The following is a 25,845-nucleotide window of genomic DNA, read 5'->3' as shown; positions in this document are numbered from 1 at the left end:
CCCATCCCGTCGATGGGGAGGGCGTCGGATCCACGCTCCTCGACGACGGCGGGCTGTGGTCGAGCGATGAAGCCCGGACGATGGAGAGTCCGGGGGTCCTCGAGGAGGTCGATGGATGGCCTCCGCTTGCTCGCCGCGCGCCTTGGGTGCGGTCAGATGGCCTCGCGATGGCGGGGGTATGTCCGTCCCGCTCCGGTTCGTCGCAAGGCGTCCGGGGCGATCCGTCAAAGGCCCGAATGCAGGGCCGCCAGTCGGAGGGCGCGTGGAAAACGGCCGCGCGGGGCAGTCACCTCGTCGAAACGGTAAAACTAGAACCACATCCGGGCGAGGCCCGGCTGTCCCGCACCCTCCCCACCCTGCGCCGGTCTGCCGGCGGAGGACGAACCCCCGCGCCCGCTCCCTACTGCCTACTGCCTACTGCCTACTGCCTACTGCCTGTTGCCTGCTGCCTGTTGCCTGTTGCCTGTTGCCTGTTGCCTGTTGCCTGTTGCCTGTCGCCTGCTGCCTGTCGCCTCTCGCCTCTCGCCTCCCCTTCACCCCCACCCCCGGACCGCATACAACCTCCACCATGACCTCCGCCCCGCTGCCCGACGCCGGATCGAACTGGGTGGACCGCCATGCGCCGGAAGGGCTCAAGCCGTGGCTCAGGCTCGGCCGCTTCGACCGGCCGATCGGCATCTGGCTGCTGCTCCTGCCCGGCTGGCAGGGCATCGCCCTGGCCCTGAGCCAGTTCGGCAAGGCGCCCGACCTGTACGACGCCTGGCTGTTCCTCGGCTTCGCCCTCGGCGCCTGCCTGATGCGCGCCGCCGGCTGCGCCTTCAACGACATCGTCGACCGCGACATCGACGCCCAGGTCGCCCGCACCGCCCTGCGCCCCCTCCCCTCCGGCCGCATCAGCGTCAAACAGGCCTGGGCCTTCGTCATCGGCTGCAGCCTCGTCAGCCTGCTGATCCTGTTGACCCTTAACCTGGCGGCGGTCCTGCTCGGCGTCGCCTCCCTCGCCCTCGTCGCCGCCTACCCCTTCATGAAGCGGATCACCTGGTGGCCCCAGGCCTGGCTCGGCCTGACCTTCAACTGGGGCGCCCTGATGGGGTTCGCGGCGGGGCTTTCCGCGCTCCCGGCAATCGCGGCGGTGCACGGAGCCGCGAACAGTCTCTGCATTTGGGCCGGGGCCGGGCCGCCTCCGCCCTGCGCCTACGAGTTCGCCTCTCCGGCGCTCACCCTCCTCTGGCCCTCCGCCCTCCTCCTCTACCTCGGCGGCGTCTTCTGGACCCTCGGCTACGACACCATCTACGCCCTGCAGGACATCGAGGACGACGCCATGGTCGGGGTCAAATCCTCGGCCCGCCGGCTCGGCGCCAACGTCCGGCGCGGCGTCGGCGTCTTCTATGGGCTGACCGCCCTCCTGACCGTCCTCGCCGGCCTGAGCGCGGGCCTCGGCCCGGTCTTCTACGTCGCCCTCCTGCCCTGGGCCGCCCACCTGTTGCGCCAGGCCCGCGACGTCCGAACCGACGACCCCGCCCTCGCCCTGCGCCTGTTCAAATCCAACCGCGACGCCGGCCTGATCCTGCTTCTGGCCATCATTCTCGGTTCGGTTCAGTTTTCGTTGTGAAGGAGTCCCGCATGTCCCGTCCCCTGAGCCTGCTGCTCCTGACCGCCGTCGCCGTCGCGGCCCTGTCCGCCTGCAACCGCGACCGGGATCCGGCCGACGCCCCGGCCGCGGGCGCCCAGGGCTCCAACGCCGCCATCACCCCGGCCGACGCCGCCGCGCCCATGGGCTATGAGGCCAGGACCCCCTACGCCGACGTCAAGCTGACCCTGCCAGAGGCGATCAAGCCGCAGACCGACCTGCACGCCCGCCTCTACGCCGAGGAGGTTCGCAAGCTGCGCCAGTTCGTCGACGGGGCCGAAAGCGACAACATCGAAGCGGGGGCGGACCCCGACCAGCCGAAATTCACCAACACCGTCGCCATCACCGCCGCCGCCGAGACCGGCAAGCTGTTCAGCCTCAAGCGCACCTCGTCCGAAACCGGCGGCGCCCAGCCCAACACCCTCAGCAGCGGCCTGCTCTGGGACAAGGCGCTGAAGCGCCAGATCGGCCTTCTCGACCTGTTCCGGAAGGGCTCCGACCTGACCACGCTCGACCAGGCCCTGTGCTCGGCCCTGAACACGGCCAAGCGCGCCCGCGTCCCCGCCGGTCCGTCGATCACCTTCGACAGCAAGCCCTACGCCTGCCCCCGCGTCGCCAGCACGCCCTTCGTGCTCACCCCCGGCACGGCGCAGGGCAAGGCCGCCGGCCTGACCTTCCTGATCGGCCCCTTCCAGGCCGGCTCCTACGCCGAGGGCGGCTATGAGATCGCCATTCCGGCGACCCTGTTCCGCTCGCTGCTGGCCATCGCCTACGCCGGCGAGTTCGGGGGCGAGCTGGTCAAGGCCGGCGACGTCACGCCGGCCCCGACTCCGCAACCGGCCGCGACGGCGAGCTAGTCGGCCAGGAACTGATCGACCAGTTCGGCGAACTGCGCCGGCTGGTCGGCCATGATGAAATGCCGCGAGCCATCGACGCGGATCAGCCTGACCCCCGGCAGGGTGGCATACTCGCGGCCCCACAGCGCGTCGGCCATGGCCGCCGGCGCCCCGCCGTCGGCGTCCGAGGCGTAGACCGCCCACACCGGCGTCGTCACCGCCGCCAGCCCCGGCCGCGCGTCCGTGGTCATCACCTCCCGGATCGCCGCCGCCATCGCCCGCCGGTCCGAGGCCATCGACCATTCGACCATGGCGGCCCGGGTCGCCGGATCCCGCGCCAGGCCGATCGCCGTCTGACCCTGCTGGCTCGCGAAGCCCGCTTCATCGGCGGCGAGAATGCCCGCCGCCGCCTGGTCGGCGAACGGCCGGGCGCTCTCCGCCGTCGCCGTCGGCCCGAACAGGGCGCTGAAGAACGGCAGGCTGTCGACGGTCATCACCCTGCCGACCAGCTCCGGCTCCGCCTGCGCCAGCAGCAGTGCGGTCAGCCCGCCCATCGAATGGCCGATCACCGCCGGCTGCTCCAGTCCGGCCTCTCGCACATAGCGCCCCAGTGCCCCGACCGCCGGCGCGACGAACGGCCCGTCGCCATGGCTCCACGGTTCGCCGGCGAACCCGGCCAGCTGCACCAGGTGCACCCGGTGCGTCGGCGCCAGCCGCGCCGCCTCCGCCCGCCACACCTCCCGCGACGAGGCGAAGCCGGGGATCAGGATCACGTCGGGCCCGGCCCCGACGACCTCGACCGACAGCCGGTCGGAGGCGAAGGCGGTCGACGCCTGCACCGCCGGGGCGCTCTCGGCCCGTGTCGCCAGCAGGACGCCGCCTGCGACCAATAATGACGCAGAGGCCAGGCACAATGCGCGCAGGGTCGAGCGCGCCACGAAGTGACGGAGATGCAGCATGGACATGTTCCCTTGAAAGCGCCTGAAGCCGTCAGGCGTGCGGGTTCTCGAATATGTCTTCCACCGGTCGCGCGAACAGCACGGCGATGCGGTAGGCGAGGTCCAGCGACGGATCGTGTTTCTCCGTCTCCAGCGCGTTTACGGCCTGCCGCGAGACGCCCAGCGCCTGCCCCAGCTGTTCCTGGGTCCAGCCGCGTTCGACGCGGAGCAGTTTCAGCCGGTTCTTCATCAGTTCGACGCCCGGATGAAGGGCGTCACACATCCGAAGAAGGCCCAGAAGGCGGCATAGATCAGCCAGCCCGGCAGATGGGGGGCGGCGGCGAACGTCTCGGCGAAGCCCCAGAAGGTGGCCAGCGCCATCGCCAGCCCGGCCGAAACGATGAACTGTTTGGCGGTCACGGCGCGCACGAACTCGTCGCTCTCCCGCATCAGGCTCAGGGTGGCCCAGAGCTGGCCGATCACCGGGGCGGAGACGGCCGCGGCGAGAACCCACCCCGCCGGCTTGCCGATCACCTCGTCGAAGACGTCTGTCACCATCATCGAGATGCAGATCAGCATATAGGGGACCATGAAGGCGAAGGTGCGGATCACGTAGCGCCTGTGCGCCGCCGTCCCGGTCTTCCAGATGCTCAGCATGACAAGTCCTCCTGACGCGATGTCATGCTTACCTTACATGCTCGTTATGTCATGTCAACCTGACTTTTCGTCAGCTCCGCCTGACACGCTCCACCGCCCCCCGCTGTGCTTTCCGCCAGCTCCGGGTGGGCGTATCCTGTGCGCCATGCCCGCCGCTCCCCGCGCCCGTCCGGCTGATCTGTTCACGCCCGAGGAGTGGGCGCCGTTCCAGGCGCGCGCGGCCTGGGTCGGTCCGCTGCTGGTCCTGCACTGCTGGGGCGTGATCCTGCTGGCCGCCGTCGCGGGGGTGCTGTGGCCGATCCTGATCCCGCTCTGCGTCGCCGTCATCGGCACGCGGCAACTGGGTCTCGCCATACTGATGCACGAGGCGGCGCACGGCGGTCTGTCGCCCAGGGCCCGTCTGAACGATTTCCTCGGCCACTGGCTTTGCGCCGTGCCCGTCGGCGCCTCCCTGCCCCTCTACCGGCCGTATCACCTCAGCCACCACAAATACGCCCAGCAACCCGAGGATCCGGACCTCGTCCTCTCCGCCCCCTTCCCCGTCACCCGCGCCTCGCTGCGCCGCAAGATCATCCGCGACCTGACCGGCCAGACCTTCTTCAAACAGCGCGTGCTCTACCTCTTCAAGGCGTTCGCCAGCGACCGCGATGAGGATATGGCGGAGGGCGCGGTCGTCACCGGCCGCTCCGTCGCCCCCTTCCTGCTGGTCAACGCCGCCCTGCTCGCGGCCGCGATCCTCGCCGGCGTCTGGTGGGCGTATTTCGTCCTCTGGCTGCTGCCGCTGGCCACCTGGTTCCCCATGGTCACCCGGCTGCGCAACATCGCCGAGCACGCCTGCGTCGAGGGTTCGGCCGACGACGCCTTCCGCGCCGCCCGCACCACCCGCGCCTCGTGGTGGGAGCGCGCCTTCATCGCCCCCTACTGGGTCAATTTCCACGCCGAGCACCACCTGTTCATGCACGTCCCCTGCTGGAAGCTGCCGGCCCTGCACCGCGCCGTGCACGCCAGGCCCCAGGGCGGGCGGATCGAGGTGGCCGGCGGCTACATGGAGGTGCTGAAGACCGCGAGCGCGGGAACCACGCTTCCGGCCTCCGGTTGAGATCTGTCGGGGGCGAAAGGAGACTCCCATGGGCAATTCCGAATCCAGACCATCACCCGGCGAGGACCGCCACCGCGGCTCGCACGGCGGCGACGGGCAGACCGAGCTGACGCGGGAGCCGCGCCGCTCCAGCCAGGCCGCCGGCAAGGACCCCGGCCGCGAATCCCCGCCCGCGACGGTCGCGCCCGAGGAGCGGGTCATCCGCGGTCCGAGGCGCAATCCGGTCAGCGACGCCGGCCTGGAACGCCGTCCGCCGAATTGGGAATCGCACGAGCGCGGCTGGCGCGCCGGCGACGCCGCGGCCGATTCGGTCATGCCGGGCCGCGAGTTCGGCGCGGGCGGCGGGGTCGACGACGGTCCGAACGAGGCCGGCGGCGACTCCTCGAAAACCCATCCCCGCTGACCCGGATGGCCAAAGAGCCCCGATCCCGGGCCCGCATCTATCTCGACTGCGACGGCGTCCTCGCCGACTTCGAAGGGGGCGCCGCCGCCGTGCTCGGCATGCCGCCGCGGCGCTTCGAACAGCGCTTCGGTCTGCAGGCCTTCTGGGCCCGCATCGCCTCCACGCCGGACTTCTTCGACACCCTCGACCTGCTGCCCGACGCCATGGACCTGTACGAGGCCGTCCGCCATCGCGATCCCGTCATCCTGACCGGCCTGCCGCGCGGCGCCTGGGCCGAGCCGCAGAAGCGCCGTTGGGCCGCCCGCCATTTCCCCGGCGTCCAGGTGATCACCACCTCCTCGGCGCTCAAGCGAGAGCACTGCCATCCGGGCGACGCCCTCGTCGACGACACGGTCAAATTCCGCCACCTGTGGGAGAAGGAGGGCGGCGTCTTCATCCCTCACAAGACCGCCGCCGGCTCGATCGCGGAACTGCGCCGCCTCGGCTTTCTCGAGCCCGCCGGGGCGCTGGCCCCCTAACCGTCGGCACGCGCGCCCGGTCCGCCGGAACCCTGTAAGGAGGCGGGATGCCGATCGCCGATCCCGCCGCCTTCATCCTCGCCAATACCCGCCTGCAGCCCGTGCCGCACGCGCCGGAGATTTCCCTGTGGCTGGCCGACGAGGTCACGCCGATCTGGCGGCTCACCGAGGAGGAGCTCGGCGAGATGGGTCTGCCGCCGCCGTTCTGGGCCTTCGCCTGGGCCGGCGGACAGGGTCTCGCCCGCTGGCTGCTGGACAACCCGGGCGAGGTCGCCGGCCGGCGCGTGCTCGACTTCGCCGCCGGCTCCGGCCTCGTCGGCATCGCGGCCATGAAGGCGGGCGCGGCCTCGGCCCTCTGCGCCGACATCGACCCGTTCTGCGCCGCCGCCGTCGCCCTCAACGCCGAAGCCAATGGCGTGACGGCCACCTTCACGGGGGCCGACCTGCTCGACGGCCCGCCGCCTGACGTCGAGGTGATCTGCGCCGGCGACGTCTTCTACGAAAAGCCCATGGCCGGGCGGGTTCTCGCCTGGCTGACCACCGCCGCCGGTCGGGGCGTCCACGTCCTGGTCGGCGATCCCCTGCGGACCTACTTTCCGAAGTCCGGCCTCGATCTCCTGGCCGAATACGAGGTGCCGACCACGCGCGAACTGGAGGATTCGGCCGTCAAGCGCACCCGCGTCTGGACCCTCTCCCCGGGCCGGTGACTCCGGCCACGCTTGGCGACGGGCCGCCCCGGGCCCATCTTGTGCGCATGACCCTGGTCCGCATCCTGATCGCCGCCACAGCCCTGGCCGCCGCGTCCCCGGCGCTGGCCCAGGCGATTCCGCCCCACGTCTCGCCGGGCGCCGACCTGCACCGCTACCAGGCCGACCAGCACCGCTACGAGATCGACCGTCTGCGCGCCCGGGCCGACCAGCGCGAAGCCTTTGCGCGCCAGCTCCAGCTCGAAACCCGCCTGAACCGGCTCGAGATCGAGGCGGCCCGCCAGCCGGAACCACTCCAGCCGCCGCCTTACCGCGCCCTCCGCTCGCCCGAGGAAGAGCGCGCCCTGCGCGAGTCCGCCACCGAACGCCGCCGCGCCACCGCCAGCAGCGTCACCCAGATCGACGCCTGGCTGGACCGTCCCGCCCGCTGAGCCTGTTCGCTCCTGCATCCCTTCCCTGACGGCCGCGTTCCTGCTTGGCTTCATTCAGAGGGACGAGGGAACGGATCATGCGCTGGCAGGGCGGACGACGCGGCGGCAACATCGAGGACCGCCGCGGCATGGGCGGCGTCGGGATCGCTGGCGGCGGCATCGGCGCGCTCGTTCTCGCCGCGATCGGCTATTTCGTCTTCGGCATCGATCCGCAGACGACCCAGCAGATCACCAGCCAGCTCGGCGGCGTCGGCAGTTCCGAACAGGGAACCCGGGGCAGCCCCGCGGATCAGGCCGGCGCCTTCGTCGACGTCATCGGGACGAATGTGGACGACGTCTGGAAGACGCAGCTGCAGGGCTATCAGCCGCCGACCGTCATTCTCTACGAGCAGGGCACCTCGACAGGCTGCGGCTTCGGCCAGTCCGCCATGGGGCCCTTCTACTGCCCCAGCGACCGGCGGGTGTATCTGGACCTGTCGTTCTGGCAGCAGATGGAAAGCCAGCTCGGCGCTTCGGCCGCCGACTTCGCCCGGGCCTATGTCATCGCCCACGAATACGGTCACCATGTCCAGACTCTCATGGGGACGTCGCAGCAGGTGCAGCGGGCCCAGCAGCGCGCCTCGGGCCAGGCCGAGGCCAACCGGTACTCCGTCGCGCTCGAGCTTCAGGCCGACTGCTACGCCGGGGTCTGGGCCCGCAACGCCTCGGCCGTCTCCAATGGCGCCGTCGCGCTGGAGGCCGGCGATCTGGAAGAGGGCCTGCGCACCGCCTCCGCCATTGGCGACGACACCCTGCAGCGCCGGCAGGGCGGCCGCGTCGTGCCGGAGGGCTTCACCCACGGCTCCTCGGCCCAGCGTGTCGAGTGGCTGCGCCGCGGCTATGAGTCGGGCGATCCCGCCGCCTGCGACACTCTCTCGGTCCTCTAGGCCGCCCGTCCGACCGTCAGGTCCAGCGGCTGCGACACGTGCAGCGTGCCGGCCCCGAGATCAAAGGCGGCCCGACGGCCCATGAACGCCTCCATGCCGACGAGGGCGCCGGGAAAGTTCGGCAGCGGCGGCTGGTCGAACACCCCGACCTGCACCCGCCGGTACAGGTGGTCGGCGAAGGTCACGGTGCGCGCCTCCAGCACGGCGGCCTGCATGGCCCCGCCCAGCACAAGGCTGGTCCCGACCTCCTGCCGACGCCCGTCCAGCAGGCCCGCGGCCTCGGCGGTCGCCTTGTCCAGCGCCAGCAGCGACGAGGCGCCGGTGTCCACCACCGCGTCCAACGCCACGCCCTCGACCGTGACCTGGGCGACCAGACCGCCGCCCGACCGCCGCACCGTCGCCGGCGCAAGGTCCGGCGGACGCACGAAGGCCTCGCGCGCGATCAGCCGGACGTGCCGCCGGGCCGGATCGATCGCCAGCACCAGATGCTCCAGCACGTCGCGCCCGAGGATCAGCGGCGTGTTCAATCCGCCGTCCGAGGCCAACGGCCCGAGGTCGAGGATCGCCGCCCGCAGCTTGCCGATGACCAGGCCCGGCAGGGTCACCTCAAGCGTCGTGCCCCGACCCATCTGCGTGCCGCCGCCAACCCCATAGGCCACCAGCGGCATCTCGAAGATCGACCGCCGCTGCGCCGGCAGGGCCTCGACCAGCGCCCGGTCGATCACCGAATACTGGGCCCCGGTGTCAATCAGGGCGATGACCTCGCGCCCCTCGACCCGGACCCTGACGGTGGGGACATTGGCCCGCCGCGCATAGGGCAGCCACGGCGTCGCGCCGTCTTCGCCAAAGCCCAGGTCGGGCGCGGGCCAGAAGAGGGTCTCGCGGGCCCACCAGGCGGCGCCGACGACGGCGGCCAGTCCTGCGGCGCGGATCAACAGGTTGCGTCGGTTCATGCGTTGCGAACATGGCCCGGGGACAGGCCGGGCGCCAGCGTCGCCGCTGTCGCGCCTACCGCGGCCCGAACGGCACGACCTTGTTCTCGCGGTCGTGGCCGATGTCCGCGGCGCCGAGATACGGGATGCCCGACCGCTGGCACCAGTAGCGGACGATCTCTTCCGGGGTCAGGCCGAAATCGGGATCGTTCTCGACGATGTCCGACACCCGCCCCAGACGGATGCCCGCCACCTTGCGGATCGAAGCCTGGCCGGTCAGATGGAACATCATCCGGTCGACGCGGTACAGCGGCTCGGACACGTCCTCCAGCATCAGCACATGGCCGCTCAGGTCAGGCTCCAGGGCGGTCCCGACCAGGGCGTCGAGAATGCTCAGATTGAAGGCGACCGCCGGCCGCGGATCCTCGTGCAACGACGGCTCCCACGAGGCCGGATCGCCGCGCTTCAGCCAGTTCAGCGCCCGCCACGCCGCCGCGTCGCTGCGCACCGCGTCCGAGGCCATCGGCCCGTGGGCAACATGCGGGAACCCCGCCTTGTAGAGCCCCGCCAGCAGCGTCCCCGCGTCGGAATATCCCAGATACCGCTTGTTGCGCGCCACATCCGTCAGCCGCGGCAGCACGGCCTCGGCGATGCGGCACGATCCATAGCCGCCTCGCGCGAACCACACCGCGTCCAGCCGCGGATCGTTGGCGTATTCGACGAAGGCGGCGGCCCGGCTGGCGTCGTCCCCTCCGAAATGCCCGTGCTTGCCGAAGCTGGCCGGGTGAAACACCACCTTGATCGAGCCGTCCGGGACATTGGCCGCGAACCAGTCGTGCACGGCCTCCGCCCGCTCCCGGTTCAAGCGCGAACTGGCGTTGACGATGCCGATCTTCATCTGTTCTCCCCGCCCGGGCGTGCTAGTCAGGCCGCCGGACATTCCCCGGTTTCGCCCTCATGAATCAAGACGACTATTTCTTCTGCGGCATCGGCGGCTCGGGCATGCTGCCCCTGGCGATGATTGTCCAGGCGCAGGGGGGGCGGATCGAGGGCTCCGACCGCTCCCGCGACCAGGGCCGCACGCCGGAGAAATTCGCCTGGCTCGAGGCCCATGGCGTCGCCCTGCATCCGCAGGACGGGTCCGGCGTCACCCGCCCGGACCAGATCGTCGTCGCCACCGGGGCCATCGAGGACACGGTCCCCGACATCGGCGCGGCGAAGCGGGTCGGCGCCGCCATCAAGACCCGACCCCAGTTGCTCAGCGAACTGTTCAACGCCGCCCCGACCTCGATCGGCGTCGCCGGCACTTCGGGCAAGTCCACCATCACTGGCATGATCGCCTGGATCCTGCACCAGGCCGGCCGCCGCCCCACCGTCATGAACGGCGCGGTGATGAAGAATTTCGCCGACGCCGACCACCCGTTCGCCAGCGCCCTGATCGGCGGCCGCGACCTGTTCGTCTCCGAGGTCGACGAGTCCGACGGCTCCATCGCCCGCTACGACCCGACCGTCGCCGTGGTCTCCAACATCTCGCTGGACCACAAGTCGATGGAGGAGCTCCGCGACCTGTTCGGCGGCTTCACCGCCCGCTCGGCCACCGCCGTCCTCAACCTCGACAATCCCGAGACCGCCGCCCTCGCGCAGTCCATGGTCGAGGCCGGACGCGGCGACGCCGTCGTGACCTTTGCGCTCGGCAACGACACGGCCGATCTCTCGGCCCACGACCTCGAGCCGCTGCCCGCCGGCATGCGCTTCCGTCTCACCGACCGCGCTGCGGGAACCGACCACCCGGTGGCCCTGCCGGTCCCCGGGGCCCACAATGTCGCCAACGCCCTCGCCGCCCTCGGCGCGGTCCGAGCCATCGGCGTGCCGCTCGACCAGGCCGTCGACGGCTTGGGGACCTTCGCCGGCATCCGCCGTCGCATGGAGGTGGTCGGGACCTCGAACGGGGTCACCGTGATCGACGACTTCGCCCACAACCCGGACAAGATCGCCGCCACCCTCAAGACCCTGCACGCCTTCGACGGCCGGCTGCTGGTCCTGTTCCAGCCGCACGGCTTCGGGCCTCTCCGGCTGATGAAGGACGAGTTCATCGACGGCTTCACCGGCCTGCTGCGGGACGAGGACGTCCTGCTCATGCCCGAGCCGGTCTACTACGGCGGCACGACGGACCGCAGCGTCGGCAGCGAAGACATCGCCTCAGGCGTCCGGGCCGCCGGCCGAAACGCCGAGGCCCTGCCGACCCGCGAGGCCTGCGGCGACCGTCTCGTCACCCTCGCCCGTCCCGGCGACCGCATCGTCGTCATGGGCGCCCGCGACGACACCCTTTCGCAGTTCGCAGCGGAGCTTCTGAAGCGCCTGAGCGATCCGTCAGCGGACTGATCTTTAAAAGAAACTCGCTAAAAATTCACATACGGCAAAGCTGCTGTTAAGGCGCGGCGGCCTACCTCGCGGCCGTTCAGAGCGCGAGGATCGATGGCCCGGATTGGAGACTTTGCGAGCGCCGCTGCGCCGATCACCCCGGACACGCCCGGCGCCCACGTCCTCGACCTGTTCAACCGCGAGCCGGACACCTTGGCCATCGCCGTGGTCGACCCGGGCGATCGTCCGGTCGGCCTCGTCGAGCGCAACGCCTTCACCCTGCGCATGGCGGCCGAGTTCGGGCGCGCCCTCTATGCTCGCCGGCCGGCCTCCAGCTTCATGGACCCCGTGCCGCGCATCCTGAACGCCGAAGCCGACGCCGAAACCCTGTTCGAGAGCGTCGACGCCGCCAGTCTCGGCGCGCTTCTGAACGGCTTCGTCGTCACGTCGGGAGGGCGCTACGCCGGGGTCGGGGCCGGGATCCACCTGCTTCAGGCCGGCAGCGCCATCCACCGCCGCCGGGCCGAGGCCATGAGCGCCCTGGCCCGGGATCTCGCCCGCGCCGAACAGGAGGCCCGCTCCTCCAGCCGCGCCAAGTCCGAATTCCTGGCAGTGATGAGTCACGAAATCCGCACGCCGTTGAACGGCGTGCTCGGGGTCGCGGCCCTGATGGATCGCGAGCTGGCGCAGGACGCCCTGCGGCCCCATGTCCGCACCATCCTCGATTCAGGTCAGAGCCTGTTACGCCTGCTCACCGACGCGCTCGACATGTCCCGGGCCGAGAACGGTCTGATGACCTTCGAACCGGCTCCCGTCCGGCTTGAGGGCCTGGCCCACGATCTGCTCGCGCTGTGGTCGCCTCGCGCCGAGGAAAAGGCGCTCGCCCTCTCCGTGACCTGCGAGGCCGACGCCGCGCCCTGGGTCGTCGCCGACGAGATGCGGCTGAAGCAGTTGATGAACAATCTCATCGGCAATGCGATCAAGTTCACGCCTTCCGGCCGTGTCGCCGTCCTGGTCGAAAGCCGGATCGGGGGTGACGCGGCCGAGGTCGCCGTGACCGTCGAGGATAGCGGTCCCGGCATCGACGAGGCCGCCGCGAAGGTGATCTTCGAGCCCTTCAACACCGGCCGCGCCGGCCGTGAGGGCGCCGGCGCCGGTCTCGGCCTGGCCATCTGCCGCCAGATCGTCGAACGCCTCGACAGCCACATCGCGGTCGACCGCTCGGCCTGCGGCGGGGCCCGCTTCCGCTTCGTTCTGCGGCTGCCCCTGGCCGAAGCGCAGCACGCCGGCGCCGTGGCGATGGAGGAGCCGACGCCGCACGACACCCTCCACGTCCTGATCGCCGACGACAATCCGACCAACCGCTTCGTCGCCGGCAAGGTGCTCGACCTGTTCGGATGCACCTCCGAGACCGTCGAGAACGGCCTCGCCGCCGTCGAGCGCGTCCAGTCCGCGGCCTTCGACCTGGTGCTTATGGACATCAAGATGCCGGTGATGGACGGCGTCGAGGCGACCCGCGCCATCCGCGCCCTGGCCGGCCCCGCAGCCCGCATTCCGATACTCGCCCTGACCGCAAACGCCGATCCCCGCGATGAGATCGCCTATCTCGCCGCCGGCATGGACGGGGTCGCGCAGAAGCCGATCCAGCCCGACGCCCTGCTGAACGCCATCCGCAAGGTGCTGAACGGCGAAGTCGCCGCCGCCGCCTGACCCGCGTGGATCGCAACCCTTCCCTCCCGGGGGTATTGTAGCGCTTCATGCTCCAGCTCCCCCCACCCCCGCTTCCGGACGTCGTCGTCACCGGCGCCCGCCTGCCGCCCGCCGCCGGCGAGGCCGCCTTCTCGGTGATCCGTCTCGACGAGCGCGACCTGCGCGACCAGCAGCGGCTCGACGAGGCGCTGGCCGCCGTCCCGGCCGTCTCCCTGTTCCGCCGCACCTCCAGCCTCGCCGCCAATCCGACCACCCAGGGGATCAGCCTGCGGGCCATCGCCCCCTCCGGCGCCGGCCGCACCCTCGTCACCCTCGACGGCGTGCCCCTGAACGACCCGTTCGGCGGCTGGGTGATCTGGTCCCAGGTTCCGACCGAAAGCCTGTCCGGCCTCGACATCTTGCGCGGCTCCGGGGCAGGCCCGTACGGTGCCGGAGCCCTGACCGGCGTGATCCAGCTGCGCGAGCGCGACTCCGGCGCCCTGCTCGACGCCTCCCTCGGCGAGCGTGGCGGCGCCCGCCTGGCCGCGTCCGGCGCCGCCGATGTCGGCTCCGTCCGCCTCGTCGCCTCCGCCCTGCACGAGACCAGCGATGGCTATGTCCCCGTGCGCGGCCCCGACGCCGGCGCCGCCGACACGCCGCTCGATCTGGAGGTCAGCAGCGCCGCCCTGCGCGCCGATATTCCCGTCTCGCAAGCCGTCGTCTCCCTGCGCGCATCGGCCTTCGAGGAAGAGCGCGGCTCCGGCCTCGCCGGCGCGCGCGCCACCGCCAGCGGCCACGCCATATCCGCCACGGCCGCCGTCCAGCCCCGCGCCGACCGCCCCGGCTGGCGGCTGCAGGCCTGGCGGCGCGAAAGCGACCTGGCCAACGCCTCCGTCGCCGTCGCCGCCGACCGCGCCTCCACCACGCCCGCCAACGACCAGTACGAGACCCCCGCCACGGGCTGGGGCCTCAACGCCGCCCTGCGCAGGATCATCGTCAGCGGGATCGCCCGCGTCGAATGGGAGCTCGGCGCCGACGCCCGCTTCAACGAAGGCGAGACGCGCGAGCGGTTTCGCAATCTCGGAGCTGGCTTCACCCGCGGCCGCGTCGCCGGCGGCGAGACCTCCGTGGCCGGCGTCTACGTCGAGGGGTCGTGGACCTCGGGTCCTTGGCTCGTTGCGGGAGGCCTCCGCTACGACGGCTGGCGCAGCGAGAACGGCCGCAGGCTCGAGACCGACCTCGCCACCGGCCTGCCGACGCTGGACGAGACCGATCCCGACCGCTCAGGCGAGGTCGTCAGCGCCCGTCTCGCCGCCCGGCGCGATCTCGGAAGCGGCCACGCCCTGCGTCTCGCCGCCTACACCGGCTTCCGCCCGGCGACTCTCAACGAACTGCACCGCCCGTTCCGCGTCGGCAACGACCTGACCGAGGCCAACGCCGCCCTGCAGCCGGAACGCCTCACCGGCGTCGAGGCCGGCTGGGCCTGGTCCGGGGACCGCGCCACCCTGACCGCCACCGCCTTCTGGACGCGGATCGAGGACGCCATCGTCAACGTCACCATCGGGGAAGGCCCCGCCACCTTCCCCCGCGCCGGCTTCGTCCCCGCCGGCGGCGTGCTGCGCCAGCGCATGAACGCCGGGACCATCGAAGCTACCGGCGTCGAGCTCGATGGCCGCCTCGCCCTCACCGACCGGCTATCGCTGCGAGCCGCCCTGTCCGCCACCGACGCCCGGGTGGACGGCGGCGCCATGGCGCCGCAGCTGACCGGACTGCGCCCGGCCCAGGCCCCGATCTGGAGCGCCACGGCCGGGCTGGAGTGGCGCCCGACGGACCGCCTCGCCCTCGCCGCCGACCTGCGCTGGGAGAGCCGCCGCTTCGACGACGACCTCAACAGCCGCGTCCTCAAAGCCGCCGGCACGGTCGACCTGCGCGCCGACTGGGCCGTAACACCGTCCACAACGATCTGGCTCGCCGCCGACAACCTGTACGACGCGGAGGTGGAGGTGTCGGAGACCGGCGCGGGCGTCGCCGGCTTCGGCCCGCCGCGCACGCTCAGCCTCGGCGTCAGACTGTCACGCTGATCCGTAGAATCCCTCTATTGCAAACGGTTCGCAACTTCGGCACAAGCCGGACGTGACCGACGCCGCCGCGCCCGCCAGGCCCCCGAAGGCCCTGAACGCCAGACGCTCGTTCTGGCTCAAGCAGCTGCATCAGTGGCACTGGATTTCAGCCGCCCTCAGCCTGATCGGCCTGCTGCTGTTCGCCGTCACCGGCATCACCCTGAACCACGCCGCCGACATCCCGGCCGAGCCGGTCACGATCGAGCGGATCGCAACCCTGCCCGCGCCCCTTGTGGAACGGCTCGGCGCCTTCCCGGACGAGACCACCGCGCCCGTGCCCGACGCGGTCGCCCGCTGGGCCGCCGACGCCTTCAAGGTCCGGATCGCCGGCCGCCCCACCGAAACCACCGCCGACGAGATCTACGTCGCCCTGCCCGAGCCCGGCGGCGATGGCTGGCTGACCATCGACCGCGCCACCGGCGAGGCTCTGCGCGAGCGCACCACGCGCGGCTGGGTCGCCTGGCTCAACGACCTGCACAAGGGCCGCAACACCGGCCCTGTCTGGTACTGGTTCATCGACGTCTTCGCCGCCGCCTGCGTCGTCTTCGCCGTCACCGGCTTCGGCCTGACCTGGCTGCACGCCCGCCAGCGCCCCTCGACCTGGCCGCTGCTCGGCCTCGGCCTGCTGATTCCCGCCGTCATCGCCCTGCTGTTCATTCACTGATCGCCCCCTTCGACCCGAACGAGTGTCCCATGCGTAAGCTCACCCTCGCCGCCACCGCCATCGCCGCCAGCGCCGCCGCCGCACCGGCCTTCGCCGCCGACCTGAACGTCTCGGTCGAGATCCCGCGCCTGTCGGTCGCCGCCTACCACCGCCCCTATGTCGCCGTGTGGATCGAGCGCCCCGACAACACGGCCGTTCGCACCCTCGCCGTCTGGTACGAGGTCTCGAACCTCGCCGAGGGCAAGGACTGGCTCAAGGACATGCGCACCTGGTGGCGCCGCGGCGGCCGCGCCATGACCCTGCCCGCCGACGGGATTTCCAGCGCCACCAAGGCTCCGGGCCGCCACACCGTCGCCGTGCCGGGCGCCCGCCTGCGCGACCTGCCCGCCGGCGACTACGTCCTGGTCGTCGAGGCGGCGCGGGAACTGGGCGGCCGTGAAGCCGTCCGCGTGCCCTTCCGCTGGGGCGCTCCCAACACCGCCCGCGCCTCCGGCGCCACCGAACTCGGCGCCGTCAGCGTCACCGTCACCCGCTAAAGGACCCTCGCCATGAAGAAGTCGCTCGCCCTGATCGCCGCCCTCTCGGCCCTGGCCCTGCCGATGTCGGCCCAGGCCCATCGCGCCTGGCTCGCGCCGACCTCGACGGTTCTGTCGGGCACGGACGCCTGGGTCGGCTTCGACGCCGGCATGTCCAACGGCGTCTTCATCGCCGACCACGCCGCCATGGGCCTCGACGGCCTGGTCATCACGGCCCCGGACGGCTCGACGGTCGCGCCCGAGAACGTGATGCGCAGCCGCTACCGCTCGACCTTCGACCTGCACCTGACCCAGCCGGGCACCTGGCGCGTCGCCAATGTGATGGGCGGCGTCGTGGTCAGCTACAAGCAGGACGGCGCGACGAAGCGCTTTCGCGGGACCGAGGCTGACATGGCCGCCAGCATCCCCGCCGACGCCACCGAGGTGACCGTCACCCGTTCGGACAGCCGCGTCGAGACCTTCGTCACCCTGGGCGCCCCGACCACGGACGCCCTGCAGCCCACCGGCAAGGGCATGGAGCTGGTCCCGGTCACCCATCCGAACGACCTCGTCGCCGGCGAGCCCGCGACCTTCAAACTGGTCCGCGACGGCGCCCCGGCCGCCGATCTCGACGTCACCGTGGCCCGCGGCGGCGCGCGCTACCGCGACAATCCGGAAGAGATGACCGTCAGGACCGCCGCCGACGGCTCCTTCACCGTGACCTGGCCCGAACCGGGCATGTACTGGCTGAACGCCTCGGTCCGCACCCCCGCCGCCGACGGCCGCCCGGCCGCCTCGGCCCAGTACAACGGCGTCATGGAAGTGCTCCCCTGACGGACGCCGGTTCCGGGCCTGGCCGCTCCGCCCCGCCGCCGATGCTGATCGGCGGCGACGGTCCGCGCGTCGACAACCGGGTACTGATCCCGACCCACGGCAAGGCCCCCACGCGCCCGCCGTCGGACCTGATCTGGGACTTCGCGGGCGAAACCATGGGCACGACCTGGGCCGTCCGCCTCGCCCCGCCGCCGGGCCCCGACCGCGCCGCCTTCCAGACCGCCATCGATGACGAGCTGAACCGGATCATCCTCCTGTTCAGCCATTGGGAGCCCCGCTCCGAGCTGTCGCGCCTCAACGCCGCCCCTCCTGGGTTCTGGGCCGTTTCGGAGCCCTTCTGGTCACTCCTCAACGCCTCGCTCGAACTGGCGGACGACACCAATGGCGCGGTCGACCCGACCCTCGGCGCCCTCGTCGACCTGTGGGGTTTCGGCCCGCCCGGCCCCCGCCCGCTCGACGCCTTCGGCGCTGGCCCCACCGTTCCCTTCGAGGACGAGATCGCCGCCGCCCTCGCCGTCAGCGGCTGGGGCCGGCTGCGCCTCAACCGCGACGCCCGCGCCGTGCAACAGCTCGGTGGCGTCAAGCTGGACCTGTCGGGCATCGCCAAGGGCCATGCCGTCGACAGGGTCTCCGAACGGCTCGCGGCCATGGGCGCCACCCATCATCTCGTCGAGATCGGCGGGGAACTGCGTGGCGCCGGGGTCAAGCCGGACGGTCATCCCTGGTGGGTCGAACTGCAGCAGGCCCCCGGGGCGCCCGCCCCCCGCACCGTCGCCGCCCTCTTCGACATGGCTGTGGCCACCTCGGGCGACTGGGTCCGCCGCTATGAGGTCTATGGCCAGGTCTACAGCCACACCCTCGACGGCCGCACCGGACGCCCGGTCGACAACGGCGTCGCCTCGGTGACGGTCCTCGCCGATACGGCGCTGTACGCCGACGCCATGGCCACCGCCCTCACCGTGATGGGACCGGAGGAGGGCCCGGCCTTCGCCGGGGCCATGGACATCGCCGCCGCCTTCGTCGTGCGCGACGGGGACGGCCTGACCGAGACGATCACCCCCGCCTTCGCCGCCATGTTGAACGAGGGCGCGTGACCCAGGATCCGGTCCGCTGGCTGTGGGCGGCGACCGCCGTCGCCCTGTGGCTGCTGATCGTGGCGGCGGTGGCGTGGCGCCGCGCCCGCGCCCGCCGCGCCGCGTCCCACCGCGCTGCTGTGCTGGCTCCGACCGAGGGTTCGGACGCCCTCCTCGTCGCCTTCGCCAGCCAGACCGGCCAGGCTGAGGAACTGGCCTGGATGACGGCCTCCAGCCTGTCTGACGCTGGCGTTCCCGCCCGCGTGGCCCTGCTCGGCGACCTCGAACCCGGAGACCTGAAGGCCGCTGGTCGGGTGCTGATCGTCGCCTCCACAACCGGCGAGGGCGACGCCCCAGACGCCATGTCGTGGTTCGCCCGCAAGCATATGACCGCGCCCGCCGATCTCGGCGGCCTGTCCTACGCCCTGCTCGCGCTCGGCGACCGCACCTATGCCGACTTCTGCGGTTTCGGCCGGGCGCTCGACAGCTGGCTCCAGCGTTCGGGCGCCGCGCCCCTGTTCGACCGGACCGAGGTCGACAACGGCGACGCCGGCGCCATCCGCCACTGGCAGCGCCAGCTCGGCGTGGTCACCGGCCAGGCCGTCAAGGCCGACTGGACGCCCCCCGCCTACGACCGCTGGCGTCTCGCCGCCCGCACCCATCTCAATCCCGGCAGCCCCGGCGGCGAGGCCTGGCTGCTGGCTTTCGAACCGGTCGATCACAGCCCCGCCTGGGTGGCCGGCGACATCGCCGAGATCGGTCTGCCCGCGGTCGACGGCGTCGCCCCGGCGAGCCGCGAATATTCGGTGGCCTCCCTCCCTTCGGACGGACGGGTCGAGTTCATCGTCAGGCTGGCGACCCGGCCGGACGGCTCCCCCGGCCTCGCCTCCGGCTGGCTGATCCGCGGTCTCGGCGCCGGCGATCCGGTGCAGATGCGCATCCGCACCAACCGCGGCTTCCACGGGCCAGCGCCGGAGACGCCGCTGATCCTGATCGGCAATGGCACCGGCCTGGCAGGCCTCCGCGCCCACTGGCGCGCCCGCAGCGGCGGGCTGCACGGGGGCGCCTGGCTGATGTTCGGCGAGCGCACCTCGGCGTGCGACGCCTTGCTCGACGACGAGCTTCAGGCCGCCTTGACCGCCGGTGTGCTCACCCGGGTCGACCGCGCCTTCTCGCGCGACGCCGGCGACGGTCGCTACGTTCAGGATCTCCTTGTTCAGAACGCTGACGAACTCGGGGCCTGGGTCGATCGCGGCGCCGTCATTCTCGTCTGCGGCAGTCTCGAAGGCATGTCGTCGGGGGTCCACGCCGCGCTTGAGACCGCGCTCGGCGCCGACAGCCTGCTCGACCTCGCCGAGACCGGCCGCTACCGCCGCGACGTCTACTAGAGGCCCACAAGTCCCGGACTATCGGTTGTCGCCGGGGCTTGGCACGGCCGACGCCCGGAAGTCGCCTGGACGCGCCAATGGCGCCGTCGTCAGACCTCGGTCCAGCGCCTCAGCAGGTTGTGATAGATCGCCGTCAGCTCCAGCACGGCCGGGTCCTTTGGTCCCTTGTCCGCATTGACGCGCTGGATCGCGACATCCAGGCGGAACAGCGTCTCCCGGTCGGCGTCGTTGCGCACAAGGCTCTGAATCCAGAAAAAACTCGCCACCCGCCGGCCGCGCGTCACCGGCGTCACCCTGTGCAGGCTCTTGGACGGATACAGCACCAGATCCCCGGCCGGCAGCTTGACCGACTGCGGCCCGTACATCTCCTCGACGATCAACTCACCGCCGTCGTAGGCCTCGGGCTCCTCGAGAAAGAGCGTCGCCGACAGGTCGCTCCGGATGCGGACGTTTCCCCGCTGCCGGATGGCGTTGTCGACATGGGTCCCGAAATGCTCGCCGCCCTCGTAGGCGTTGAAGAGCGGCGGGAAGATCGTGTGCGGCAGGGCCGCCGACACGAACATCGGATTGGCGTTCAGCGCCTGAGCCACCAAGGCCCCGACCTCCCGCGCCTCGGCGCAGTCCTCGGGCAGCTGGCGGTTGACCTTGGCGGTCGCCGACTGGTGGCCGGAGGTGATGTTGCCGTCCGCCCACGGCCCGGCGTCCAGCCGCTCTCGCAGCCTCGCGACCTCGTCCCTGGAGAAGACGCCCGGAATGTGCAGCAGCATCGCCCGCCTCAGTAGCGCAGATTGAGCGTCAGGATGGCCTGGCGACCCGGCGCCACGTCGGCGTGGTGCACGCCGTTGGTGCGCAGGATGTAGGCCTCGTCGCCCGCGTTCTGGACGTTCAGCTGCAGCGAGGCGCTGTCGGTCAGGTCGTACGACGCGAACAGGTCGACTCGGGTCCAGGCCGGCGCATAGACCCGGTTGGTCCCTCCGCCCGCCCCGCCCTGATTGCCGCCGAAGCTGTCGGAGACATAGTAGACGCCGCCCCCCAGGCTGAGCTTCGGCGTCACCCTGTAGGTGCTGAACAGGCTGAAGGTGTGCTCCGGCGTATTGGCCAGCGGGTCGCCCACGTTGACGTTGTTGTAGGCGCCCGAGACCAGTTCCGAGTCCATCCAGGTGTAGCCGCCGAACACCTGCCACGCCGGGGTGACGTTGCCCGAAACGCCCAGTTCGATCCCCTTCACCTCCGCCTCGCCGGCCTGCTCAAATACGCCCGGAGACACCTGTATCTGGGCATTCTCGCGCCTCAGCACGAAGGCCGCGGCCGACAGCGCCAGTCGATCATTGAACAGATTCGCCTTGGCCCCGACCTCGAAGCTCTCGGTTTCCTCTGGCTCGAGCAGTTCGGTCCCGACCGCGCCGCCGGTGTTCTGGTCGCCCGCCGAAATGGTCGGCGGCGTCGCGGAGGTGGCCCAGGAGACGTAGATGCTGGAACTCGTGGTCGGCTTGAACACCACACCGACCTGGTAGTTGACGAAGTCCCAGTCGCCGCCGACCGCCGTATAAACGGGCGCGGCGATCGTGCCCGTGCCGTTCCGCCCCTCGACCGAGAAATCGTCGTAGCGCACGCCCAGATTCAGGATCCAACGCTCCGCGAGCGCGATCGAATCCTGGGCGTAAAGGCCCACGGTTCCGGTAGTGCTGCTGCTGATCACCCCGCGGGTGATGGTTCCCGCCCAGGGATCCGAGGGGGTCGGATCATAGACCCGGGTGCAGTCGAATCCGGTCAGCGGGGCGGGGCAGGCCGAGCCGCTCGTCGTCACCACCGTGTAGGAGGCGTTGCGGTTCCTCTCCTGCGCCAGCTCCAGCCCGAGGTTGAAGCGATGCTCCATCCCGCCGATCGTCGTCCGGCCGGTCAGGTCGGTGACGTTGGCAATGGTGGTGTTGGGGTTCCAGCGCGACTTGGTTCCGCGCCTCATCCAGTATTCGCCGCCGATCAGGGCGGCCCCGCCGTTGGTGATATTGCCGCCGTCGCCCGGGTTGGTGACCACATAGTCGTTCAGCGTCTCGGCATAGCGGCTGACGTTGCGGATGGTCAGATCCGGGGTGATGGCGTGCTCCATCTCGAAGGTCAGGCTGTCGACCTCGTTGGTCAGATAGTCCCGGGCGGTCAGGCCGTAGAAGCTGTCGTACGGCACATCCAGAATGCCGCTGTCGGTGGTCCGCACCCCGATCTTGGTAAACAGCGGGATGCCGTAGTCCGGCATCTGGTTGCTGGTCAGGTGATAGAAGCTGAACGTCGCCGAGGTATCCGTGCCCAGCCCTGCGGCCAGCGACAGGGCTAGGCCCCATTTGTCGAAGTCCACTGCATCACGGCCCGGCACGTCGCCCTGCGATCCCATCAGGTTCAGGCGCAGGCCTGCCGTCTCGCCGAGGTTCCAGTTCTGGTCGATCGTGCCGCGCATATAGCCGTCGGTCCCGACCCCGAGCCCCAGATGCGTGAAGTCGGCGAGGCGCGGCGCCTTGGACGCCAGGTTGATGCTGCCGCCGCCCGAGCCGCGGCCGGAATAGACGGCGTCCGGTCCCTTCACGACCTCGACCTGTTCCAGGTTGAAGACCTCGCGCTGCTGCCCGCCCGAGTCGCGGATGCCGTCGACGAAGATGTTGTTGCCGGAGGACTGTCCCCTGATGAAGGGCCGGTCCGCCAGCGGCTGGCCGCCCTCGCCCGCGCCGAAGGTGATCCCGGGCGAATTGCGCAGGATGTCCTGCAGCGAGGTCGCGGCCGTCTGCTCGATGATCTGCTGGGGAATGATGGTCACCGCCCGGGGCGTGTCGACCAAAGGCGCAACGAACTCGGGCGATTGCGGCTCGCGGCGCGTGGGCTCTCCGTCGACGGTGATGGTGCCCAGGTTGGTGGCGTCCTGGGGATCGGTCCCGTTCGCACCCGGCTCGGCCAGGGCGGGTCCGGCCATCAGCATGCCGGCGGCGCTCGAGGCGAACAGCAACGCGCGAAGGGCTTCGGAACCGGAAAGCGACATGGTGGAGGAGCCTTGATTGATATTGCGATGCGCTCGCAATATCAGCTTGGCTGGTGCACGCAAGGTATTCTGCGAGTAATTCGCAACTGATCAGGGTTTACGCCCGCTTCACGACCCTGCGCTACACGCGGGGGATGCGCAGTCCGCTCGCGTACCTGTCAGCGCTGCTTTCCCCCGCTCCTGGCCGGCCGGCTCCGCACGACCACGACGCGCGCCTGGCCCACATGGCACTGCATGACCAGGAAACCGGCCTGGGCAACCGCCTGTCTCTGGAGCGGCTCGCCGCGGGCGGCGAGCCGGTCTATGTGATCCTGTTCGGGATCGACCGCTTTGAGATCCTGCGCAGCGCCATCGGCTACGATTCCATGGCCAGCCTGCTGACCACCGTCGGTCACCGCCTCTCCGGCCTCTGCGGCGGCGAGCGTGTCGCCCGCGTCGGCGCCGGCATCCTGGGTCTGGTCCTCCACGCTGACGATGACCACCAGGCCGTGCAGACCGCCGCTCGCCTCTGTGAAGCAGCCCAGGCGCCCATTATCCTCAACGGTGCGCCGGTCGACATCTCCTTGACGGCGGGCCTCGCCCGAACCGGCCTGTCCAACCGTGCGGTGCCCTCGCCGGTGGACCGCGCCTCCATCGCCGTCGACCAGGCCCGCGCCGCCCACCGTCGCGCCATGGGCTTCGACGCCGAGCGTTACGGCGACCCGGCCGGCAATCTGTCTCTGATCAGCGAGTTGATGGCCGCGCTCGGCAACGGCGAATTCTCGCTGAACTACCAGCCCAAATACGACTTCCGCGCCGAGGCCGTGACCGCGGTCGAGGCCCTCGCCCGCTGGACCCATCCCCGTCGCGGCTGCGTCTCACCGGACGTGTTCGTGGCCATGGCCGAAGAGACGGGCCACATCCGGCCGCTGACCGAATGGGTCATTCACCAGGCGATCCGGGACCAGGCCGAGCTGGCCCGCGCCGGCCACAGCCTGACGATGTCGGTCAATGTATCGGGCCGCCTGTTGTCCGACGAAAGTTTCGCCGACTTCGCCCTCGCCGCCGTGAAAGCCTCGGGCGCCCGCCTGTGTTTCGAGATCACGGAGACCGCCGTCGTCGCCAACCCGGACGTCGCCCTGCACATACTCGAACGCTTCGCCGAGGCGGGCATCTCGGTCTCGCTGGACGACTATGGCTCCGGTCTGTCCTCCCTGACCTATCTGAAACAGATCCGAGCCGACGAGCTGAAGATCGACAAGAGCTTCGTGCTCGGCCTCGACGACTCGGCCCGCGACGCCCTGCTGGTCAAGTCGACCATCGATCTCGCCCACGGCCTCGGCATGAAGGTCACCGCCGAGGGCGTCGAGACGCCCACCGCCCTGGCTCTGCTGCGCGGCATGGGCTGCGACATGGCCCAAGGTTACCTGATCGGCCGTCCGGTATCCCTGTCCGACCTCGTCGAACGGTTGGGCGGTCCCGCGCGCAAGGCGACCAGCGTCGCCTGAGCGGGCTCAGCCCGCCGCCACCGCCTTCATCGGAACAGACACGTCGGCCAGCTTCGCCTTGTCCACGGGCGTCCCCTTGAGGATCATCATCCTTCCGCCCATGAATTCGGCCGCCGCATTGACGGCTTCCACGCAGACGATCCGGTCGCCCGCCAGGTGGAACACCGCGAACGACCCCGTGGCCGGATCACCCCTCAGGACCTGCCGGTCCGCGCCGTCGGCCAGGCCGGCGATCTGCAGCTTCACATCGTACTGGTCCGACCAGAACCAGGGCGCCTCCGGCGCCGGGGCGGGCCGTCCGGCGATAGCCGCCGCCGCCTGCTTGGCCTGCTCAAGCGCATTGGGCACGCTCTCCAGCCGATGCCGCCGCCCGCCATACACCGGCACCGGCCGGAAGGTCACATCGCCAATGGCCCAGATCGCCGGGTCCGAGGTCCGCGCCGTCTCGTCCACGACCACCCCGTTCCCGCAGGACAGGCCGGCCGTCGCCGCCAGTTGATCGCACGCCTGGGCCCCCACGCCGACGAGGATGGCGTCCGCCTCGATCAGCCGCCCGTCCCCGAGCCGCACGCCGCCGTCCTCGAACCCCGTCACCTCGGCCGAGGTCAGCACCTCCACCCCGTGCGCGCGGTGACAGGCGGTGAAGAAGTCCGACAGCGTCGGGGACGCCACCCGCGCCAGCACCCGGTCCATCCGCTCGATGACTACGGCCTCGGCCCCCAATGCCCGCGCCGACGACGCCGCCTCCAGCCCGACATAGCCGCCGCCGACCACCGCCAGCCGCCGCCCCGGCCCCAGCGCCGCCTTCAGCTTCTCGGCGTCGGCCAGCGTCCGCAATTCCAGCAGGTTCGGCCGGTCCGCGCCGGGGACCTTCAGTTTCCGCGCCGTCGATCCCGTCGCCAGAATCAGGGCGTCGTACGTCTCGACCGTCCCATCAGCGAACGTCACCGTCTTCGCCGCAGCGTCGACGGAGGTGGCGGTTACGCCCAGCCGCAGTTCGATCCCGTGCTCGGCGTAGAAGGCCTCCGGGCGCAGCAGCAACGCCTCCAGGTCAGCCTCGCCCTTCAGCCACGCCTTCGACAGCGGCGGCCGCTGATAGGGGGGGGCCGGCTCCTCGCCCGCCAGCACGATCGGGCCCTCGTGGCCATACTGCCGCAGCAAGGCCGCGGCCGTTCCCCCCGCATGCCCCGCGCCGATGATCAGAACCTTGGTCATGACAGGCAGATAGATCGAACCGCGGCGCTCCGCCACAGGACGCTTGACCGTTCCACTGTTACAGCATAGTGGAACGCGCATGACCGACACCCTCCCCCGCAACGCCGCCGCCACGGCCCGCAGCCGCGTCGCCCTCTACGACGCCCTGCTGACGTTGAAGACGCGCGAGGAGGTCGACGCCTTTCTCGCCGACCTGTGCACGCCGGCGGAACTACGCGCCTTCGCCGAGCGCTGGGAGGTGGCCCGCCTGCTCGACGCCGGCGGCAAGTCGTATCGCGAGATCGCCGCCGAGGCCCAGGCCAGCCCGACCACCGTCGTGCGGGTCGCCCGCTTCCTCAAGGAAATGCCGCACCAGGGCTACCGCCTGGTGCTGGACCGTCTGAAGAGCTGAGTTGAAATC

General features: G+C 70.9%; 26 protein-coding genes. 18 read left to right on the top strand and 8 right to left on the bottom strand.

The window, feature by feature from the left end:
- The first annotated feature begins 568 nt into the window (after positions 1-568).
- Both VEA62_RS03660 and VEA62_RS03655 read left to right on the top strand, forming a co-directional pair.
- Entirely contained in the window at positions 569-1,612 is a 1,044-nt protein-coding gene (locus VEA62_RS03660) for a UbiA family prenyltransferase (protein WP_324818545.1), read from the top strand.
- Positions 1,613-1,623: 11 nt separating this feature from the next.
- On the top strand, positions 1,624-2,487 hold the full coding sequence (locus VEA62_RS03655) for an RsiV family protein (protein ID WP_324818542.1): 864 nt from the start codon (positions 1,624-1,626) through the stop codon (positions 2,485-2,487).
- Here VEA62_RS03655 and VEA62_RS03650 read toward each other — a convergent pair.
- Genes VEA62_RS03650 through VEA62_RS03640 form a run of 3 tightly spaced genes read right to left on the bottom strand, consistent with a single transcriptional unit; the run spans position 2,484 to position 4,061 of the window.
- The gene (locus VEA62_RS03650; protein WP_324818539.1) at positions 2,484-3,425 is read right to left on the bottom strand and encodes an alpha/beta hydrolase; all 942 of its coding nucleotides are present in this window, start codon (positions 3,423-3,425) and stop codon (positions 2,484-2,486) included. The genes VEA62_RS03655 and VEA62_RS03650 overlap by 4 nt on opposite strands.
- Positions 3,426-3,456: 31 nt before the next feature.
- Complete coding sequence (locus VEA62_RS03645; protein ID WP_092306123.1) at positions 3,457-3,654, bottom strand: helix-turn-helix transcriptional regulator; 198 nt, start codon at positions 3,652-3,654, stop codon at positions 3,457-3,459.
- Positions 3,654-4,061 (bottom strand): hypothetical protein, encoded by a 408-nt coding sequence (locus tag VEA62_RS03640; RefSeq protein WP_324818536.1) that lies wholly within the window; start codon positions 4,059-4,061, stop codon positions 3,654-3,656. Before VEA62_RS03640 ends, VEA62_RS03645 begins: the two co-directional genes overlap by 1 nt.
- Positions 4,062-4,206: 145 nt before the next feature.
- On the opposite strand from VEA62_RS03640, the gene VEA62_RS03635 reads away from it, so the two are divergent.
- The 6 genes from VEA62_RS03635 (at position 4,207) to ypfJ (ending at position 8,145) form a co-directional block, all read left to right on the top strand.
- Complete coding sequence (locus VEA62_RS03635; RefSeq protein ID WP_324818533.1) at positions 4,207-5,160, top strand: fatty acid desaturase family protein; 954 nt, start codon at positions 4,207-4,209, stop codon at positions 5,158-5,160.
- Positions 5,161-5,188: 28 nt separating this feature from the next.
- On the top strand, positions 5,189-5,563 hold the full coding sequence (locus VEA62_RS03630; protein WP_324818529.1) for a hypothetical protein: 375 nt from the start codon (positions 5,189-5,191) through the stop codon (positions 5,561-5,563).
- 5 nt (positions 5,564-5,568) lie between these two features.
- On the top strand, positions 5,569-6,081 hold the full coding sequence (locus tag VEA62_RS03625) for a hypothetical protein (RefSeq protein WP_324818526.1): 513 nt from the start codon (positions 5,569-5,571) through the stop codon (positions 6,079-6,081).
- A gap of 47 nt (positions 6,082-6,128) precedes the next feature.
- Positions 6,129-6,788 carry a methyltransferase gene (locus tag VEA62_RS03620; RefSeq protein WP_324818524.1) on the top strand — a complete coding sequence of 220 codons (660 nt, stop codon included), beginning with the start codon at positions 6,129-6,131 and terminating at the stop codon, positions 6,786-6,788.
- 47 nt (positions 6,789-6,835) lie between these two features.
- Entirely contained in the window at positions 6,836-7,219 is a 384-nt protein-coding gene (locus tag VEA62_RS03615; RefSeq protein WP_324818521.1) for a hypothetical protein, read from the top strand.
- 77 nt (positions 7,220-7,296) lie between these two features.
- Positions 7,297-8,145: a KPN_02809 family neutral zinc metallopeptidase gene (gene ypfJ / locus VEA62_RS03610; protein WP_324818516.1), complete on the top strand. Its 849-nt coding sequence runs from the start codon at positions 7,297-7,299 to the stop codon at positions 8,143-8,145.
- Here the strand turns inward: ypfJ and VEA62_RS03605 are convergent.
- Together VEA62_RS03605 and VEA62_RS03600 are read right to left on the bottom strand one after the other, a co-directional pair.
- Positions 8,142-9,098: a retropepsin-like aspartic protease gene (locus VEA62_RS03605; RefSeq protein WP_324818514.1), complete on the bottom strand. Its 957-nt coding sequence runs from the start codon at positions 9,096-9,098 to the stop codon at positions 8,142-8,144. The genes ypfJ and VEA62_RS03605 overlap by 4 nt on opposite strands.
- A gap of 55 nt (positions 9,099-9,153) precedes the next feature.
- Complete coding sequence (locus VEA62_RS03600) at positions 9,154-9,975, bottom strand: LD-carboxypeptidase (RefSeq protein ID WP_324818511.1); 822 nt, start codon at positions 9,973-9,975, stop codon at positions 9,154-9,156.
- Between the two features lie 59 nt (positions 9,976-10,034).
- On the opposite strand from VEA62_RS03600, the gene VEA62_RS03595 reads away from it, so the two are divergent.
- The 8 genes from VEA62_RS03595 (at position 10,035) to VEA62_RS03560 (ending at position 19,721) form a co-directional block, all read left to right on the top strand.
- The gene (locus VEA62_RS03595) at positions 10,035-11,459 is read left to right on the top strand and encodes a UDP-N-acetylmuramate--L-alanine ligase (RefSeq protein WP_324818508.1); all 1,425 of its coding nucleotides are present in this window, start codon (positions 10,035-10,037) and stop codon (positions 11,457-11,459) included.
- Positions 11,460-11,552: 93 nt separating this feature from the next.
- The gene (locus VEA62_RS03590) at positions 11,553-13,148 is read left to right on the top strand and encodes an ATP-binding protein (RefSeq protein WP_324818506.1); all 1,596 of its coding nucleotides are present in this window, start codon (positions 11,553-11,555) and stop codon (positions 13,146-13,148) included.
- Between the two features lie 47 nt (positions 13,149-13,195).
- Positions 13,196-15,208 carry a TonB-dependent receptor gene (locus VEA62_RS03585; protein WP_324818504.1) on the top strand — a complete coding sequence of 671 codons (2,013 nt, stop codon included), beginning with the start codon at positions 13,196-13,198 and terminating at the stop codon, positions 15,206-15,208.
- A gap of 52 nt (positions 15,209-15,260) precedes the next feature.
- On the top strand, positions 15,261-15,911 hold the full coding sequence (locus tag VEA62_RS03580; protein ID WP_324818501.1) for a PepSY-associated TM helix domain-containing protein: 651 nt from the start codon (positions 15,261-15,263) through the stop codon (positions 15,909-15,911).
- A 29-nt stretch (positions 15,912-15,940) separates the two neighbouring features.
- Positions 15,941-16,447, top strand: coding sequence for a DUF2271 domain-containing protein (locus VEA62_RS03575; RefSeq protein WP_324818498.1), 507 nt, complete (start codon positions 15,941-15,943; stop codon positions 16,445-16,447).
- A 12-nt stretch (positions 16,448-16,459) separates the two neighbouring features.
- The gene (locus VEA62_RS03570) at positions 16,460-17,260 is read left to right on the top strand and encodes a DUF4198 domain-containing protein (RefSeq protein ID WP_324818494.1); all 801 of its coding nucleotides are present in this window, start codon (positions 16,460-16,462) and stop codon (positions 17,258-17,260) included.
- Positions 17,261-17,301: 41 nt separating this feature from the next.
- Positions 17,302-18,354: an FAD:protein FMN transferase gene (locus VEA62_RS03565; protein ID WP_324818492.1), complete on the top strand. Its 1,053-nt coding sequence runs from the start codon at positions 17,302-17,304 to the stop codon at positions 18,352-18,354.
- Positions 18,351-19,721, top strand: coding sequence for a sulfite reductase subunit alpha (locus VEA62_RS03560; RefSeq protein ID WP_324818489.1), 1,371 nt, complete (start codon positions 18,351-18,353; stop codon positions 19,719-19,721). The genes VEA62_RS03565 and VEA62_RS03560 overlap by 4 nt, the downstream gene beginning before the upstream one ends.
- Positions 19,722-19,810: 89 nt before the next feature.
- Here VEA62_RS03560 and VEA62_RS03555 read toward each other — a convergent pair whose 3' ends face one another.
- Both VEA62_RS03555 and VEA62_RS03550 read right to left on the bottom strand, forming a co-directional pair.
- Complete coding sequence (locus VEA62_RS03555; protein ID WP_324818486.1) at positions 19,811-20,488, bottom strand: Fe2+-dependent dioxygenase; 678 nt, start codon at positions 20,486-20,488, stop codon at positions 19,811-19,813.
- A gap of 8 nt (positions 20,489-20,496) precedes the next feature.
- On the bottom strand, positions 20,497-22,743 hold the full coding sequence (locus tag VEA62_RS03550) for a TonB-dependent siderophore receptor (protein ID WP_324818484.1): 2,247 nt from the start codon (positions 22,741-22,743) through the stop codon (positions 20,497-20,499).
- A 134-nt stretch (positions 22,744-22,877) separates the two neighbouring features.
- On the opposite strand from VEA62_RS03550, the gene VEA62_RS03545 reads away from it, so the two are divergent.
- Complete coding sequence (locus tag VEA62_RS03545) at positions 22,878-24,230, top strand: bifunctional diguanylate cyclase/phosphodiesterase (RefSeq protein ID WP_324818482.1); 1,353 nt, start codon at positions 22,878-22,880, stop codon at positions 24,228-24,230.
- 6 nt (positions 24,231-24,236) lie between these two features.
- On the opposite strand, the gene VEA62_RS03540 is transcribed toward VEA62_RS03545, so the two are convergent.
- A complete protein-coding gene (locus VEA62_RS03540) occupies positions 24,237-25,445 on the bottom strand; it encodes an NAD(P)/FAD-dependent oxidoreductase (protein WP_324818480.1) in 1,209 nt (402 codons plus the stop codon).
- Positions 25,446-25,524: 79 nt separating this feature from the next.
- On the opposite strand from VEA62_RS03540, the gene VEA62_RS03535 reads away from it, so the two are divergent.
- Positions 25,525-25,836: a YerC/YecD family TrpR-related protein gene (locus VEA62_RS03535; protein WP_324818477.1), complete on the top strand. Its 312-nt coding sequence runs from the start codon at positions 25,525-25,527 to the stop codon at positions 25,834-25,836.
- Positions 25,837-25,845 lie beyond the last annotated feature (9 nt).

The organism is Brevundimonas sp., from assembly GCF_035627475.1.
In the GTDB taxonomy this organism is placed as follows: Bacteria; Pseudomonadota; Alphaproteobacteria; order Caulobacterales; family Caulobacteraceae; genus Brevundimonas.
The sequence above is the reverse complement of the archived record's forward strand: the minus strand, read 5'-3'. Positions and strand labels throughout refer to the sequence as shown.